General features: G+C 68.8%; 8 protein-coding genes. All 8 read left to right on the top strand.

Translation table 11 applies throughout. The annotated features are described in order from the left end of the window. The first annotated feature begins 44 nt into the window (after positions 1 to 44). The 8 genes from LPN03_RS07115 (at position 45) to LPN03_RS07080 (ending at position 17917) form a co-directional block, all read left to right on the top strand. On the top strand, positions 45 to 6173 hold the full coding sequence (locus LPN03_RS07115) for an Ig-like domain-containing protein (RefSeq protein ID WP_262453707.1): 6129 nt from the start codon (positions 45 to 47) through the stop codon (positions 6171 to 6173). A gap of 131 nt (positions 6174 to 6304) precedes the next feature. After that, positions 6305 to 7276, top strand: a complete 972-nt coding sequence (locus LPN03_RS07110) for an AAA family ATPase (RefSeq protein WP_165180193.1) — start codon at positions 6305 to 6307, stop codon at positions 7274 to 7276. 38 nt (positions 7277 to 7314) lie between these two features. Then, complete coding sequence (locus tag LPN03_RS07105) at positions 7315 to 8646, top strand: DUF58 domain-containing protein (protein WP_262453706.1); 1332 nt, start codon at positions 7315 to 7317, stop codon at positions 8644 to 8646. Further along, positions 8643 to 11222, top strand: coding sequence for a transglutaminase-like domain-containing protein (locus tag LPN03_RS07100; protein ID WP_262453705.1), 2580 nt, complete (start codon positions 8643 to 8645; stop codon positions 11220 to 11222). The genes LPN03_RS07105 and LPN03_RS07100 overlap by 4 nt, the downstream gene beginning before the upstream one ends. After that, the gene (locus LPN03_RS07095) at positions 11223 to 12881 is read left to right on the top strand and encodes an RDD family protein (RefSeq protein ID WP_262453704.1); all 1659 of its coding nucleotides are present in this window, start codon (positions 11223 to 11225) and stop codon (positions 12879 to 12881) included. Next, positions 12878 to 13924, top strand: coding sequence for a PP2C family protein-serine/threonine phosphatase (locus tag LPN03_RS07090; RefSeq protein WP_262453703.1), 1047 nt, complete (start codon positions 12878 to 12880; stop codon positions 13922 to 13924). The genes LPN03_RS07095 and LPN03_RS07090 overlap by 4 nt, the downstream gene beginning before the upstream one ends. Beyond that, positions 13917 to 16226: an FHA domain-containing protein gene (locus LPN03_RS07085; RefSeq protein ID WP_262453702.1), complete on the top strand. Its 2310-nt coding sequence runs from the start codon at positions 13917 to 13919 to the stop codon at positions 16224 to 16226. The genes LPN03_RS07090 and LPN03_RS07085 overlap by 8 nt, the downstream gene beginning before the upstream one ends. Continuing rightward, positions 16223 to 17917, top strand: coding sequence for a serine/threonine protein kinase (locus LPN03_RS07080; RefSeq protein ID WP_262453701.1), 1695 nt, complete (start codon positions 16223 to 16225; stop codon positions 17915 to 17917). The genes LPN03_RS07085 and LPN03_RS07080 overlap by 4 nt, the downstream gene beginning before the upstream one ends. Positions 17918 to 17920: the final 3 nt, after the last annotated feature.

The following is a 17920-nucleotide window of genomic DNA, read 5'->3' as shown; positions in this document are numbered from 1 at the left end:
CTGCGAAAATACGTGGGGGTCTTGATCACAACCGGGGGAATCACATGTCTTTAGCGTCCTTGCGCGCCTCCACGCTGCGCAACAAACGCTTCCTGGGGATCACCGGCATGGCGGCGGTGGCCGCGACAGTGGTGGCAGGCGCCGTCATCTACCCCGGGTTCACCACGGCGGACGTGGCCCTCAATGACGGCAGCGTGTGGGTCACCAACCGCTCCGTGAACATGGTGGGGCACCTCAATGTGCAGTCCAAGGTGCTCGACGGCGGCTTCACGGCCACCACCGACAACTTCGACGTCCTCCAGCGCGCCGCGACCGTCTTCATGGGCAACGAAACAGGCACGCTCCTGAACCAGGTGGACGTGGCGGACATGGCCCTGGGCCAGGACAACGCAATGGCCGGCTCCAAGCAGGTCTCCCTCGGCAATACCGTCATGGCACTGGCAGACCCGGCCGCCGGCAAGGTGTGGGTGGTGGGGGCCGCCAATGCCACCTCGTTCGGGGACAAGACCACCAAGCCCAGCCTGGCGGGCGTGCCCAACGCAACGGCCGTCGTCGGGCTTGGCGGCAGCACGGAAGCCGGCACAGTCTTTGTGCTCAACCCCAAGGCAGCCGAACTGACCACCCTGACGGTGGGCCCGGACGGGCAGACGCTGTCCTCCAAGGTGGCGAAGGTGGACGGACTGCCGGATTCAGGCAAGCTCCAGCTGACGGCCGTGGGGGAGCAGGCTGCGGTGCTGGACCCGGACACCGGCACGTTGTTCCTGCCCGGCAACAAGAAGGTGGCAGTGGACCATGGGCGCGACGGGCGTATCCAGCAGCCAAGTGCCTCCGGCAACTCCGTGGCGGTGGAAACCTCCGCAGGCCTGGTGGTGCAGCCGCTGGGGGGAGGGGCGCCGCAGCAGGCCGCCATCACCGGCACCGGCGTGCCCATTGCCCCCGTCCAGCAGGACGGCTGCATCCACGCCGCCTGGTCCGGCGTGAACCAGTACCTGCACTTCTGCGCCGGCGCCGGGGCGAAAACTGCGCCCATTCCCAAGGCGGGCGGACAGTCCCGCATGGTGTTCCGCCAAAACCGGGACGTGGTGGTGCTCAATGACACGAATGGCGGCGACGTGTGGCTGGTCAACCAGAACATGATGCTGGTCAACAACTGGGATGACATCCAGGCCAACCAGAACAAGTCGAACGACCCCAACAAGGACTCCACCGACCCCAATGTGGTCAACACGCTGCCGGACCGCACCAAGCCGAACCGGCCGCCCGTTGCCGTCGCGGACACTTTTGGCGTGCGTGCCGGCGCCACCACCATCCTGCCGGTGCTCTACAACGATTCCGACCCCGACGGCGACGTCCTGACGGTGCGCGGCGTCACGGACAAGCTGGCCATGGGTGAGCTCCAGGTGATCTACGGCGGCACCGGGCTGCAGCTGGCCGTTCCGCCCGGGACCAAGCCCGGCACCGAGTCCTTCAGCTACACCGCCGACGACGGCCGCGGCGGCAGCGCCCAGGCCACCGTCACGGTCCGGGTGGTCCCCGACACCGAAAACGCGGCGCCCGTCTCGCTCCGGGCCACCAGCATGGTGGTGGTCCAGGGGCAGGCCATCAGCCAAAACGTGCTCGCCGACATGTCCGACCCCGACGGCGACAACGTCTTCCTGGTGGGCGCCAAGGCCGGCGACGACACGGCCCAGGTGAAGTTCAGCCCGGACGGTGAACTGACATACATTGACAACGGCCAGACCACCGGGCCGAAAACAGTCACGGTGACCGTTTCCGACAACCGGGCCGTGACGGAAAAGAAGATCACTGTCACGGTCAAGCCCCGCGGCGGCGTGCCTCCCGTGGCCAACGCCGACTACGTCCGCGTGGTGGCCGGCAGGACGGCACTGGTGGCGCCATTGAAGAATGACCAGGACCCCGGCGGCGGCCAGCTGCGCCTGGCCAGCGTCGACAAGCCCACACTGGGGAAGGCGTCCCCCATTGCCGACAACGGCACGTTCAGCTACACCTCAGCCACTCCGGGCACGGCGTACCTGAGCTACCAGGTCACCAACGGCCCGCAAAGCTCCACCGGCCTGATCCGCATTGACGTGGTGGCTGCTGACAACACCCTGGCACCCATCGCCGTCAAGGACACGGCCATGCTGCCCACGGGCGGGTCCACCCTGGTGGACGTGCTGGGCAATGACAGCGACCCCGCCGGCGGCCTCCTGGTGGTCCGCGGTGTGGACGTGCCGGAGAATTCCGGGCTGTCCGCCACGGTCCTGGACCACCGGCTGGTCAAGATCACCGACATGCGCAGCAGCGGCCAGCCCACCACCCTCAAATACACCATCTCCAACGGCCACGGCACCGCCGTCGGGAGCATCGCCGTGGTGCAGATCCCGGCACCTTCCACCCTGCAGCCGCCCGTGGCGAAGGACGACGAAGTCACCGTGCGGGTGGGTGACGTGGTGCGCATCCCCGTCCTGGCCAACGACACCGACCCCAATGGGGACGTCCTCAAGCACCCCGAAATCACGCAGGGGCCGGACGCCTCCGCCGGCAAGCTGTGGGTGGACCAGGACTCCCTTCGCTTCCTGGCCGGGCCCACGGCCGGCACCGTTTCCGCCATCTACAAGGTGAGCAACAGCTCCGGGCAGTCGGATTCCGCCCCCGTGACCATCCACGTGGTGGCCGCCGACCCGGCCCGCAACCTCCCCCCGGCACCCAAAAACGTGCAAGGACGGGTGCTGGCCGGCTCCACCACCCGCATCCAGATCCCGTTGGACGGCATCGACCCCGACGGCGACTCCGTCCAGCTGGCCGGGCTGGACACGGCCCCCACACTGGGCACCGCCGTGTCCGGCAACGGCTTCATCAGCTACACGGCCGCGGGCAACTCCGCCGGCACCGACTCCTTCACCTACAGGGTCAGGGACCGCCTCGGCGCGGAAGCCGTGGGCACCGTGCAGGTGGGCATCGCCCCCGTCGGGGCCGTCAACCACCCGCCCCAGGCACAGGACGACTACATCACCATCCGCCCCGGACGCCGGGTGGCCCTGGACGTGGTCCTCAACGACTCCGACCCCGACGGCGACCCCCTCGCCGTGGTCCGGAACGGCTTCACCGGCCCCGCGGACATGAATCCGTCAGTGACCGAACAGGGCCGCGTGCTGGTCACGGCACCGTCCACGGCCGGCACGGCAACCCTGAACTACACCTTGGCGGACCCGCGCGGGGCCACCGCCAAGGCCAACGTCCGGATGACGGTCAGCCCGGACGCCCCGCTGCGCGCCCCCATCGCCCGCGACGATTCCGTCTCGGTGCAGGAAGCGCTGGGGAAAAACACCGTGGACGTGCCGGTGCTCAAGAACGACGAGGACCCCGACGGCGTGGCCGAGGATCTGAAGGTCACCCTCACCCGGCCCACGGAAACTGCCAGCGTGCTCCCCGGGGGCTCCGTCCGCGTCAACCTGCTGGCCGTGCCCCAGATGATCCCGTACACCGTCACGGACCGGGACCACCTCACCGCCACGGGCATCATCTGGGTGCCCGGCACGGGCCAGCAGTACCCCGTGCTGAAAAAGAGCGGCCCCCTCAAGGTCAAGGCCGGCAGCTCCGCCGTCTTCAACCTTGGCGACTACGTCAAGGTCCGGGCGGGCCGCACGCCCCGGCTCACCCAGGCGGACAAGGTCAAGCTCATCGGCGCCCCCTCGGAGCAGTCGGTGACGGCCGACGGCGGCATCAAGTACGCCGCCAACCCGGACTTCTACGGCCCGGGCTCCATCACCTTCGAGGTCACGGACGGCACCGGCCCCGACGATCCCCAGGGGCTCAAGTCCACGCTGACAGTCATGACCGAGGTGTCGCCGTCGCCCGCCAAGAACCAGCCGCCCACCGCCACCGGCACGCAACTGGACGTGGCCCAGCTCGAATCGGCCACGCTGGACCTTTCCCGTCTGGCCAGCGACCCGGAGAATGACAAGCTCACGTTCAAGCTCTCCGGTCCGCAGCCGGCCACTGTGGCTGCCACGCTCAGCGGCACGGTCCTGACCTTGAATGCCGCGAGAAACGCGGTTCCCGGCTCGCTGCAAACAGTGGGCTTTGAGGCAAGCGACGGCAGGAACAGCCCCGCCAAGGCCGTGGTCACGCTGCGCGTGGTCTCCTCCACCAAGCCGCTGGCCGTGGCGAATGAGGACGTGGTTCCGGACGCGCACGCCGGCCGGCCGGAAGTCGTCGCCGTCCTGGCCAATGACACCAACCCGTTCCCTGACACTCCGCTGAAGCTGGTGGACGTCAAGCTCATCACGGGCGCCAACGGCACCGTGGTGGAGAAGTTGTCGGACAAGGTGAAGGTCACGGCCCCGGAGAACTTCACCGGCAATGTGGTGGTCGGCTACACCGTGGAGGACAAGACGGGCGACAAAAACCGCCGCGTGGACGGGCGCATCACCCTCAATGTCAAGGGCAAGCCTGCCGTCCCCGCCGCGCCCAGGGTGCAGGAGGTCAAGAGCAAGCAGGTCATGCTGCAGTGGGCCGCCCCGGCGGACAACGGCTCCCCGCTCACCGGCTACACCGTAATGAAGAACGACGGCGGCACCCAGGACTGCGCCACCAACACGTGCCTGGTCACCGGGCTGACAAACGCCAAGCCCTACACCTTCACGGTCAAGGCCAGCAACGCCGTGGGCAGCTCCGATTACTCCAAGCCGTCCGCCTCCGCCACGCCGGACGCCTCCCCGGACACCCCTGCGCCGCCCGCCGTCAAACGGGGGGACGGGGAACTGGCGCTGAGCTGGGTGGCCCCCACGGGCCAGTACTCGCCCGTCAAGACATATAACGTGGAAATCTCGCCGGCCCCGGCCGGGCAGAACCCGCAAAAAACAGGCATTGCGGGCACCACCCTGAGCTGGACGGGGCTCACGAACGGCACCGACTACACCTTCCGGGTGCAGGCCGTGAACAGCGCCCCGGAACCGTCCGCATGGAGCCAGTACTCGCTGGCCGGCAAGCCGGCCGGCAAGCCGTTCACGCCGGCCGCGCCGGTGCTGACGGTGCTGGACACCCTGGGGAGCCAGAACCAGGTCCGGCTCGACTGGACCCAACCCGACCTCAACGGCGGCGTGCTGAAGAACTACACGCTGACCAAGTACCTGGACGGTGCCCCGCAGGGCGTGGTGACCACCACGCAAAACACGGCCACGGCCTCGCTGCCCAACGGCACCGGCAACTACACCTTCGCCGTGTCCGCCTCCACCGAGGTGGACATCTCAGACCTGAGCCCGCAGTCCACTGCGCGCCGCTCGGTCAGCCGGCCCGGGCCCGTCACGGGACTGTCCATCGCCGCGACCAACACGGCGGCGGCGGGACGGCAGATCAAGGTCAGCTTCACTCCGCCCAGTGGAGGAGCCATGGGCGGATCCACCAGTGGTGAACTGAGCTACCAGGCCACCGTCTCCAGCACGGGCGCCACCTCCTCGATCGTCCCCGGCCAGGTCATGGACGCACCCAACGGGACCGGCACCACGGTGACCATCGTGGTGCGCTCCGCAGCCACCCAGGAAACGTCAGGAGCCGTACAGTCCGGCTCCGTGGCGCCCTACGGGACAGCCGGGACGCCGTCGATCAATGCCAGCAACGGGGCCCAGGGCGACAACCAGATGCACTACAGCTGGTCTGCGCCAGGTTCCAACACGGATTCCGTGGCCGTCCGGATCGACGAGGGCGGTGGTTTTGGCGGGGAAATCACGGCCAAGTCCGGCAGCGGCTCAGTCAACCTGGGCGGGCCAAACATTAGCCGCACCATCAAGATCCAGTCCAGGAACTCGAAGGGCGACTGGGGTCCCGTCGCCGAGGCAACGGCCTCCAGCGGAGGCCGCGTGCCCATGATCGTCAACACCGATCCCGGACCCGGCGGGCACACCTGCACGGTGCCCGCATCGGGAGGCGACTTCTACTGGGTCAAGGGCCCGCCCGCCACCTGCCACGGCGTGGTCAACACAGCCGGCCAGCCAGGCGGCAACTGGCTGACTCTCGAAGACGGAAACATTGAAATCGACAGCTGCACCGTGCCGTGGCCGGGGCAGATCCCTTGGTACCACATGAAGACTGGCCGCCTGGCCGGCTTTTACGTCCACCCGCCCACCGTCAACATCATCCAGGGCTCCACCGCGGGGCTGCCCGGATGCTAACCGTCCGCAAGGGAAGTTGTCCCCATGGCTGGCAACACCATCTATTGGATAAACTAATCCAGGTTTTTCCGCCCCCTGTGCCCCGCAAGAGCGTGATTGCAATGAAACATGACTGAAAGAGGAAGCACACCATGTCCATGACGCCGGAACAAGCCACCTGGTTCGCCGGAACCTTTGAGAAGCTGGTTGCCAACGTTGGCCAGGCCGTCCTGGGCAAGTCCCATGTCATCAGCCTGACGCTTTCCGCCATGCTGGCCGAGGGGCACGTCCTGTTCGAGGACGCGCCGGGCACGGGCAAGACCATGCTGGCCCGGGCCCTGTCGGCCACCGTGAAGGGGACGCATTCGCGCATCCAGTTCACCCCGGACCTGCTGCCCTCCGACGTCACAGGCGTCACCATCTACGATCAAAAAACGCAGGTCTTTGAGTTTCACAAGGGCCCCATCTTTGCCACGATCGTGCTGGCCGATGAGATCAACCGCGCCTCGCCCAAAACGCAGTCGGCCCTCCTGGAGGTCATGGAGGAGTCCCGTGTGACGGTGGATGGCACCACCTATGAAACGGGGCGCCCGTTCATGGTGCTGGCCACCCAGAACCCCATCGAGCAAGCGGGCACCTACCGTCTGCCCGAAGCCCAGCTGGACCGCTTCCTCATCAAGACCTCCATCGGCTACCCGGACCACGCCTCCACGGTGCAGCTGCTTTCCGGCTCCAGCCAGCGGGACAGGACCTCCACCCTGCAGGCCATCATCACCCCGCAGGCCGTGGCCGAGATGGCCGACCTCGCAGCCACCACCCACACGGATGCCGCCGTGCTGGAATACGTCTCCCGCCTGTGCGAAGAGACCCGCAACGCGCCGGAAACGCGCCTGGGCGTGTCCGTCCGCGGAGCCATCGCCATGGTGCGCATGGCCAAGGTGTGGGCCGCCGCGAAGGGCCGCAACTATGTGCTGCCGGACGACATCAAGGAGCTGGCCCCCTACGTGTGGACCCACCGCTTTGTCATGGACCCCGAAGCCGAATTTGCCGGTTCCACCCCGGAGGTGGTGCTGCGCCGCGTGCTGGCCGAAGTTGCCGCACCCCAGCAGCGCGCCGGCGTCTAAGTCCACACCCGCGCACCCGCGCAGCATAAGGAACACTCATGAGCATTAAATCCACCGCAGGAAAGGCCGGGGCATTGCTGGCCCGGCCGTTCCACCGCGACGGCGCCCCCACGCGCCTCCACCCCACGTCCCTGTGGGCGGAGGCCGTGAAGGTGGCCGGGCTGTACCTGGCGCCCGTGTGGGGAAAGGTCCGGCAATGGCTGGACCGCTACGTGCGCCCCGTGCTTGGCACCGTCAGCGGGCTGGGCGCGGTGGTGATTGGCGCCGTCGTGCTTCTCTGGATCCTCGGTGCCGCCTTTGGCTGGCAGGAAGCGAAGGTGGCCGCCCTGCTGGCCGCCGTGTTGATATTGATTGCCATCGCCTTCATCCTGGGACGGTCCATGTACGCGGTCAAGCTGGACCTGGCCCGCACGCGCGTGGCGGTCGGGGACAACGCCGTGGGCAGCATTGCCGTGACGAACAATTCTCCCCGCACGGTGCTGCCGTCCGCATTGGAACTGCCCGTGGGCCGCGCCACGGCCCTGTTCCACCTGCCCCGCATGAAGGCGGGGGACACCCATGAGGACCTGTTCACCATCCCCACCACCCGCCGTGCCGTGATCACGGTGGGGCCGGTGCGCTCCGTCCGCTCCGACCCCCTCCAGCTGCTGCGCCGACAGGTGCTCTGGACCGAACCGACTGACCTGTTTGTCCATCCGAGGACCACGGCACTGGACGGTCCAGCGGCCGGCTTCCTGAAGGACCTGGAGGGGCTTCCCACCACCGAGCTCTCCAGTGCCGACGTGTCCTTCCACGCCCTGCGCGACTATGTGCCGGGCGACGACCGCCGGCACATCCACTGGAAGACCACTGCCCGCACCGGCAAGCTGATGGTGCGCCAATTCGAGGAAACGCGCCGGGCCCACATGGCCGTGGCCCTTTCAGTCAACACGGACGAATACGAACGCGACGACGACTTTGAACTGGCCATTTCCGCCGCAGCGTCCCTGGGCCGGCAGGCCATCAAGGAGGCGAGGGAGCTCAGCGTGGTCACGCAGCGCGGCCCCATCCGCTGCGAAACCGGCAAGAACATGCTGGATGACATGACCAGGCTGGCCGGCCACAACCGCCGCGGCACTGCCGTGGACCTGGCCCGCACGCTGTCCGACACCGTGCCCAACGCCTCCGTGGTGTTTTTGGTGGTGGGCTCCAGGGTCACCCCGTCCCAGCTGCGCAGCGCGGCGGCCTCAGTCCCGCCGGGCGTGCGGTGCTTTGCCGTGCGCTGCTATTCCGGGGCGCAATCCGCCCGGGCCAACATTGCCGACCTCACTGTCCTCACCCTGGGTGAGCTGACGGACCTGGCGGCAGTCCTCCGAAAGGCAGTGGCATGAGCGGGCGCAGGAGCGCGGCGGCCGGCACGCAGCGCACGGGCACGCAGCAGGCTGGAACCCCGCAGGCCGGGACTAGGCCGCCCGGGATTAGGCCGCCCGGAACCCGGTGGCCGCTTGCGGGCGGACGCCCGCTCTGGCATGTCGGGCTTGACGCCGCAGTGTTGGCCGTTCTCCTGGGCGTTGGCCTGCTGGGCTTCGGCCCCACCTTCGGCCAAGACGGCAGGTACCTCATTGCCGGCTTTGGCGGGATTCTGCTGGGCCTGCTGGTGGCTGCAGCCGGGGCGCGGTGGCGCCTGGGCCTGCTCACCATGGCCGGCCTGTCCTTTGTGGCCTACATGCTGTTCGGCAGCGCACTGGCCGCCCCGGGGGAGGCAGCCCTTGGCGTGTTCCCGAGCCTGGCGTCCCTGCGCGGCCTTCTTTTGGGCATCATGCTGTCCTGGAAGCAGCTGCTGACGCTGGCCGCTCCCGTGGGCACCAGCGTGGACGTGCTGGTGGTGCCGTACCTGGCTTCCTTCATCGCCGCCGTCGTGGCAGGCTCCCTCGCGTGGCGGCTGCGCCGCGCCTACTGGGCGGTCATTCCGGTGCTTGCCCTCTTTGTTACCGCCATCATCTTCGGCACCGCGCAGCTGTTCCTGCCGGTGCTGCGGGGCTCCCTGCTGGCCGTGGGCGCCATCGCCTGGCTGGCCTACCGCCGGGAAATGGAACGCCGCGAATCGGCCGGCGCCATCTCCGCAAACCAGCCCGTGCAGGACAGGGCTGCGGCCCGCACGTCCCTCTTGCGCCGCATCGGCACGGCTGCCGGCGTCGTCCTCGTCGCGGGGACCGTGACCATGGCCGCGGCCCCCGCCCTGACCACCAGCGCCACCCGCAGCGTGCTGCGGGATTCGGTCATTCCGCCGCCGGACCTGCACAATTTGCCGTCCCCGCTGACCAAGTTCCGTGACTACGTCAAGAATGAGAAGGACACCGTCCTGTTCACGGTGGACGGCCTGCCCAAAAACGGGCGCGTGCGCATTGCCGCCATGGACAGCTACGACGGCGTTGTCTTCAACGTGGACCCCAACAGCTCGGCCTCGTTTTCCCCCATTGGGGATCCCAAGGCGCTGAACCCGGGCTCGGGAGGTGCCGGGACCGCCGTCGGCGTTTCCGTTGACGGCTACTCCGGCGTGTGGATTCCCAGCATGGCCACGGAGCAGAGCCTGAGCTATTCGACGCCGGGCGGTCCCACGCCCACGCTGTACCTGAACAAGGACTCCAACAGTGCCCTGAACCTGGCCGGCGTGGCCAAGGGCGATTCCTACACCATGGACGTCCAGGTGCCGCAAGTCGATGCCAACAAGCTGGCCTCCGCGGACTTTGGCTCCGTGGCCCTGCCCAAGCTGGAAAACGTGCCCCAGGTGGTGACCACCAAGGCCAACGACATTGTGGGCGAGGCCGGCACGCCGCTGAAGAAGGTGCAGGCCCTGGAAGGCGCCCTGCAGCGTGAAGGCAAGTTCAGCAACGGGCTGGAGGGCCAGGTGCCCAGCATGTCCGGGCACAGTGCAGCGCGCATCACCAAGCTGCTCTCGGGCAAGGAAATGGTGGGCGACGACGAACAATACGCCACCGCCATGGCCCTGATGGCACGCCAGCTGGGCATCCCGGCCCGCGTGGTCATGGGCTTTTACCTGGACGAAAAGGACCCCGCCAACGGCGCTTCCAAAGTGCAACTCAAGGGTTCCGACGTCCACGCCTGGGTTGAAGTGAACTTCGCCGGGATCGGCTGGGTGCCGTTCAACCCCACGCCCGACAAGGACCACATCCCCAATCCGCCGGAGCCGCAAAACGCGTCCAAGCCCAAGCCGCAGGTGCTCCAGCCGCCGCCCCCGCCGCAGGAGCCGGCGGACCTGCCGCCGGACACTGCCCCGGATGCGCTGAACACGGACGGGAAGAAGAACAACCCCGCCGGCATTTTGGGGGCCATTTTGCTCATTGCCGGGGTGGCGGCCATCCCCGTGGTGGTCATTGCGCTGCCGCTGCTGCTGATTTTGCTGCTCAAGGGCCGGCGACGGAAGAGACGCCAGGGCGAAGGACTGCCCGCGCAGCGCGTGGGCGGAGGCTGGTCCGAGGTGGTCAGCATGGCCACGGACCTCGGCACCACCGTGGAACGCAATGGCACGCGCCGCGAGACCGCCATGGCGCTCAACGGGGCATTCCCGGAGAACCGGGCCGGCACCGAGGTGCTGGCCGCCCGGGCCGATGCCGCCATCTTCGGGCCGGGCCAGCCCAGCGAGGAAGAGGTGGAGCAGTACTGGCAACATGTGGACGCTTCTGTGAAGGGCATGAACGGGTCGGTAGGATTCTGGAAACGGCAGCGGGCCAAGTTCTCGGTGCGGTCGCTGCTGGTTGATGCACGGGCCAAGGCCGCCCGCGCATCGACAGCCAAGGCCGGGCAGGCAACATCGGGCCAGGGACCGGCCGCCGGGGGACCGGTGACTGGCGGGTCTGTGTCCGGCGGGGCTGGGCGCGGCGGCAGGCCCGGGTTGTGGTCGGGACTGGCCGGCAAGCTGGGGAACTTTAGGAAAGGTGAACGGTAGATGGCGCGCAAAACGGGGGAAACCTGCCGCAACTGCGCGGCTGAGCTGGCTCCGGGTGCGGCGTTCTGCACGCTGTGCGGGACAGCGGTGACCAACAGGGCGGCCTCCCCGGGCCCGTCCGAGGTGCCCCTGGGCGGCCACGGCGCCTGGATCAACCCCGACGGCGGACAGGGCCCGTTTGCTGCCCCGCCCACCCCGCCGGCCACCATCATTGCCGCACCCGGGCACCGCGCCGGAGTGACGGCCCCGGTGGCGGGTCCGTCGATACCCGGCATCATCCCCGTGGGCGGACAGCAAGCTGGCCAACAGGGCGATCAGCCGGGCGGCCTGGCAGGAGGGCCGCTCGTGGCGCCGCAGCGGCACGGCAGCGATGCCCGGCTGGAAATGGGCACGGCACTGGTGCCCGGTGGCGCCGGCTGCCGCCTTGTGGCGAAGCTCATCGACGGCGTGGTGCCTGGGATCCTGCTCGCCGTGGGCTTTGGCGTGGGCACCTCGCTGGCCATATCCGGAGCCACGGAAACGGCCGGGCAGCTGCAAATCAACCTGACCTGGCTGCTGGTCCTGGGCGGGGCGGCATGGCTGCTGTCCCTGGCCTACGGCGTGTGGTTGTGGATCTGGGAGGCCCGGTCCGGCAAGACCCCCGGCAACGTCATGATGGGTCTGCGCACCACCAGCATGGACGGCAGGCCGGCCGGATTGCTGGCCATTTTCCTGCGCTACGTCATCATTGCCCTTGGCTCCATCGTGCCCACCCTTGGCACCATCCTGGTCATCATCTCCAACGCCTGGGACTCCAACGACAAGCGGCAGGGCTGGCACGACAAGGTGGCACACACACTCGTGTTTAATGTTGCCGCCGGCCGCGATCCCCTGGAAACCGGCGGCGTTGCAGGGCGCACGTCGTTTGCACCCGCGCCTGTCACGGGCATTTCCCCCGTGCAGTCACCCATCCCGGCAGCACGTCCGCACGCTCCCGAAACGCCGAACACCTATGGGCAGCCGTCCGGGCAGCCGTCCGGGTTCGCACCCGTTGAAGCCGCGCCCGGGCCCATCACCTCGGTGCCGGGTGCCAGCCGGCCTGCCGAAGCAGCGAACTCCTTTGCCCCGCCGCCGGCGGCGTCCACAGTTCCGGCGGCGGCCACAACTCCGGCGTCGTTCGCCCCGTCGCCAGCGGCCCAAGCCGGCCCGGCGTTCGCAGCTCCCGCCCAGCACAACCCTGTCCAGCACAACCCGGCCCAGTACAACCCGGTCGCGCCCGGCCTGGCGCCCGGGGATGACGATCTGGGCGAGACCAGGGTGCGCCCCTCCTCGCCCGCCCCGGCGCCCAGCACGGCGATCCGCCTGACCTTCGACGACGGCCGCAGCGAGGACATCGCCACCGTGGCCCTCATCGGCCGCAATCCTGCCGGTTACGATGGGGAGATGATAGAACGCCTCGTTTCCGTCCACGATTCCAACCGCTCGGTGTCCAAGACGCACCTGCATGTGCGGGCCAGCGCGGAGGGCCTGTGGATCACGGACAGAAACTCCACGAACGGCAGCGCCATCACCAACCGCGCGGGGCAAAAGTCCCGCCTGGCCGGCGGCACGCCCGCCCTGGCGGAAGTGGGCGCGCGCGTGCACTTTGGCGACCGTTCCTTCGTGGTGGGCCAGGCATGAGCCCTGGTGCGGGCGAGGCAGCCCATGTTGCGCCACGTGAGCAGGACGGCGCCGCAGCCGACAGCGGTGACAGCGGTGACAACGGCGTCCGGGGGGTGCGTCTGAGCTTTGGCTTTGGCTCGGACCGCGGGCTCAGGCGCGAGCTCAATGAGGATTCCTTCCTGGCCGCGGACCCCATCTTTGCGGTGGCGGACGGCATGGGCGGGCATGAGGCCGGCGAGGTGGCGAGCCGGGAATGCATTAGCGTCCTAAGTCAGCAACAGGTCCTTTCGGACGGCTCCCGCGTGGCCACCGCCGTCGACCTGCAACAGGCCCTGCGCCAGGCAGACGCCCGGATCCGCGAGATTTCCAATGCCCGCGCCGGCACCACTGTCACGGGTGTAACGCTGGTGGAGGAACGCGGAGTACCATACTGGCTGGTGTTCAATGTGGGCGATTCACGCACCTACCGGCTGAGCCAGGGCACCTTTGCCCAGGTCAGCGTGGACCATTCGGAAGTCCAGGAGCTGGTGGACGGCGGCTACATCACCCCGGCCCAGGCGCTGGTCCACCCCCGCCGCCATGTGGTGACCCGGGCCCTGGGAACCGGCAGCGACACGGAGGCCGACTTTTGGCTGGTCCCCGTCGAGGAGGGCGACAGGATCCTGGTGTGCTCGGACGGGCTGACCAATGAGGTCACGGACGAACAAATCCACCGAGCCCTGAGCACCCTCAACCACCCGCAGGACGCCGTGGATTCGCTCATCCAGTCGGCCCTGCGCGCCGGCGGACGGGACAATGTGACAGTGGTGGTGGTTGACGCCAGCAACGTTGACGGGGGCGACGCCGGGGCCACGCTGGAGAATTCCTCCACTGTTTCCGCCGCGGAAGACACCCTTCCGCGCATGCCCCGCGTGGACGTGGCGCCGGACGCGGGGCCGGACGCCGCGGCAGCCGCGGACGAACCATCGCAGCCCACCCCCAGCAATCATCCGGCAGGCCTTGCGGACGGCCCGGAACCATCCTCGGATGAGGGAAATTATGGAGACGATCACCATGGATAGCACCACGTACCGCCCCGGATCCTGGCTTGGAATTGTGCGCTCCAACGCCGTCGTCGTCGTTGATGGCAGCACCCCGCCGGCCACGGTCAACGCACTCTGGGAGTTTCTGGGCGGGCAGGATCCCACCATTGAGGGCGTGCTCAATGCCGTGACCGGCCACTTTGGCACCGCGCTGATGGGCATGCCGCCCTTTGCCATCATGGTCCAGTCCGACCGCCTGCACGCCATACTCCGCGGCGGCGTGACCCTGGTGGTGCGCAACGGCGTCTCCGAGACGACTGTGTCCGGGCGCGAGGTGACCACCTGGAGCGAGCGCTCGCTTCCGCTGCCGGAGACCCTGGAGCTGTTCCTGGACGACGGCGGGGGAGCGGGCGACGGCGGGGGATCCGGCCAGGACGCTGCCGAACTGCCCCTCCACGAAGGCGTGGTCCGCATGCAGCAGCTGGCCCGCGGTGCGCGCGTCTCCAGTGCGGCCCCGTCCAGTGCAGCCCCAACCGGCGGCGCCGCATCCGAGGGGGACGGGTTCGACGCCGAACACGGCGACACTGTTCTCAGCCCTGCCGCGTCCACGGGCCAAGCCGCCCAGGGATGGTCCGCGCCTGCGCTGCCCGGCGCTGTGCCCGGCGCGGTGCCCGGCGCGGTGCCCGAGTCGCCGGCACACCCGCCTGCGGGCCTGCAGCCGGTCGTCGTTGAAGCTGGCTCTGCTGAAGCGGGCGCGTCAGAAGCCGGGGAGCCGGGCCCTGATGGCATGGCGGGTGACCATTTTCCCGGCGAAACGGATGCCGACGGGGAGGACGTCTTTGCCGGCTTCGCGCTGGCTTCAGACGCGGAATGGAACGCCGAGCTTGACGGCCCCGACAGCAGCGAACTCAGCCTGCCCCCGGGCATCGAGCTGCCCTCCGGCCCCGACTCCCATGAACCGGGGGTCGACGAACCCGGCAACGGCGTAGAATCCGCCACCCCTGAACCCGACGCCTATGAACCCGGCAGTGCTGAAGCCGGCAGCGCTGACTCGGATCTCGCCAACACCATTTTCCCGAGCCTGGACGGTGACACCGACTACGCGGTGCCGGCGTCCGGTGAAGCACTCGCGACAGGCGATGGGGACATTGGGGACGGTACGCATTCAGGGCTGTCTGCCAGTGCTCCGGAAAACGGCGCACTGGAGAATTCCACTCTGGACCATGTCGCTCCGGAAATCGGCAGTGCGGACAGCGGCACTGCAGAAAGCGTGGCTGGCCAGCACTATGGCGATGAAGTGGACGGCCAGGACGACGGCTTCACCACCGACTACGACCACCTCTTCGGCGAAACCGAAGTGCGGTCCGTGGAGGACGCGGCCATTCGCCTCGACGAAAACGGCCAGGTGATCCCGAGGGAGTCCGGCACCTCCACTATGTTGCCGCCGCCTCCGGCAATGCCCCCGGCCATTCCCGCCCATGGCGCCCCCGGCATGCCGGCATCTGGCCCGGCTGCATCCGGCCCGGAAGCAGCTTTGCTGGCAGGCATGCCGACCAGTTCAGCGGAGCCGAATGCGGGGACCCCCGCGCCGGGCCCCTGGGCCGAGCCCACCGGGGTGCTAATTGACTCGGTGCCGTGGGGCCCGGGCCGGCCAGCCGCCGGCAGCCACGCGGACGGGGAAGACGGCAGCCAGGCCGATCCTGCCGCCGTCGCCGGTCCTGCCGCCGTCGCCGGTCCCGCCGCCGGTCCCGCCGTCGCCGGTCCCGCAGCAGGCCAGGCCCCCGGAGCCGACGGCGAGGACCCGGACCACGACGGCCAGACCATCATGGTCAACCGCAGCCAGCTGCCCGCGGCCGAGGAACTTGAATCGCGCCCGCCCACCGGCCCCATGGTGCTGGCGCGGCTGTGCCCTTCAGGCCACGCCAACCCGCCCACGCGGTCGCTGTGCTCGCACTGCGGGGCCGCCATCAATTCCGAACCGCGCGAGGTGGGCCGCCCCCGCCTGGGCCGGATGCACATCTCCACGGGCGAGATCCTGGACCTGGACCATTCGCTGATCATCGGCCGCCAGCCGTCGGTTTCGCGCGTCATGGGCGCCGGGGTGCCGCGGCTGGTGCAGGTGCAAAGCGCCAGCGGGGACATCTCCCGTTCCCATGTGGAGGTCCGCCTGGACGGCTGGGACGTGCTCCTCATTGACCTGAAGGCCACCAATGGCACCGTGCTGGTAAGGGAGGGACAAGCGCCCCGACGCCTGGGCCAGGGCGAACAGGCCATCCTGCTCGACGGCGACATCGCGGAGCTGGGCGACGGCGTGTCCCTGCTTTTTGAAGGCCTTTTGTGAGCAGCAAGCGCCCGCCGGCCCCGCCCCCGGAGATACCCGGCTACCGCTTTCTCTCCGTCCTCGGGTCCGGCGGCTTTTCGGACGTGTACCTGTATGAGCAGGACCGCCCCCGCCGCCGGGTGGCCGTCAAGGTGCTGCTTTCGGACTTGAAGACCGACGGCGCCCGCCGCCGCTTTGAGTCTGAAGCCAACCTCATGGCGCAGCTCTCCACGCACCCCTACATTGTCACCATCTACGAGGCAAACATCACGGCGGCCGGGCACTCGTACCTGGCCATGGAATACTGCTCCCGCCCCAGCCTGGACGTCCGCTCCCGGCGCGGTCGCTTCAGCGTGGATGAGGCCCTCAGCGTGGGCATACAGGTGGCCTCCGCCGTGGAAACCGCCCACCGGGCAGGCATCGCCCACCGCGACATCAAGCCCGCCAACATCCTGGTCACGGACTACAACCGCCCGGCGCTGACCGACTTCGGCATTTCCGGCACCATGGATTCCGCCCAGGACGACGACGGCGGCATGTCGGTGCCGTGGTCGCCGCCGGAATCCTTCACCGCCGGCGCCACGGACGGCGTCACGGTGGACATCTGGGCCCTCGGCGCCACCATTTATACCCTACTGGCCGGCCATTCCCCGTTCGTGGTGCCCGGCGGGGACAATTCCCAGCGCGAGTTGATGGCCCGGATCGGCTCCGCGCCGCTGCCGCGGCTGGGCCGGGCCGACGTGCCCGAGGCCCTGGACCTGGTGCTGGCCACGGCCATGTCCAAGTCCCCGGCGTCGCGTTACCGCTCGGCGAAGGCACTGGCCCGCGCCCTCATGCGCGTGCAGGCGGACCTGAACCTGTCCGTCACCCCCTTCGAAGTCCAGGAAGACATTGTCCAGGAGGAGCCCCTGGCGGACGGGGGTTTTGAAGAGACCCGCGTGCGCAGCATTGTCGCGATCGACCCGGACTCCCAGCCTTCCGCCCCGACCTTTCCTTCGGCGTTCCGGACGGGCCCCCGCACCGGCCAGCCGGCACAGGATGCGCCGCCGCACATCAATGCCGTACCGGGCGTGTCCACCAGCACCCGCGGCAGCACATCCGGCCTGACCCAAAACGGTTCCACCCTGCCCGGGCAGCTGTCCCCTCCGCAGTGGGCGGATCCCGTCCGGCCAGCAGCCCAAGGGCAGCCTGAAGGCCTGCTGGCATCCACCGTCCGGCGCGGCGGCGGGACACCGCAGGACTTGCAGGCCCCGGCGCAGCAGCCCGGGCAGCCGCCGGAACCGGCCCAGGCACCCGGCAAAAAACGCTGGTGGCTGGGACTGGGGGCGGGCGCGGTGCTGGCGGCCGCCGTCGTGGTTGGGATTGTGGTTTTCAATACGGCGGGCGCGCCGAAGCCGGCGGACCCGGAAGCCTCCAGGACGGCGTCGCAGGCTCCCGCGGTGATCGTGGGTCCGGACGTGCCGGCCGTGACGAACCTCAAGGCAACGGCCGGCAACGGCGGCGCCGACTGGAGCTGGAGCAATCCGGACCCGCAGCCGGGCGACTTTTACGTGTGGGCGGCCGTCAGCGCCGTCTCCTCGGGCGAGTTCAAGCCGGTTGCGACGCCGAAGATATTTGTCACCGACAACGCCGGCGGGCAGTCGTGCATTTCGGTGAAGCTGGTGCGCAAGAGTGGCAGCACGTCCCCGGAAACACGAAAGTGCTTCCCCTAGCGG

It is taken from the genome of Arthrobacter sp. A2-55 (assembly GCF_025548615.1).
GTDB lineage: Bacteria > Actinomycetota > Actinomycetes > Actinomycetales > Micrococcaceae > Specibacter > Specibacter silviterrae.
The sequence above is the reverse complement of the archived record's forward strand: the minus strand, read 5'-3'. Positions and strand labels throughout refer to the sequence as shown.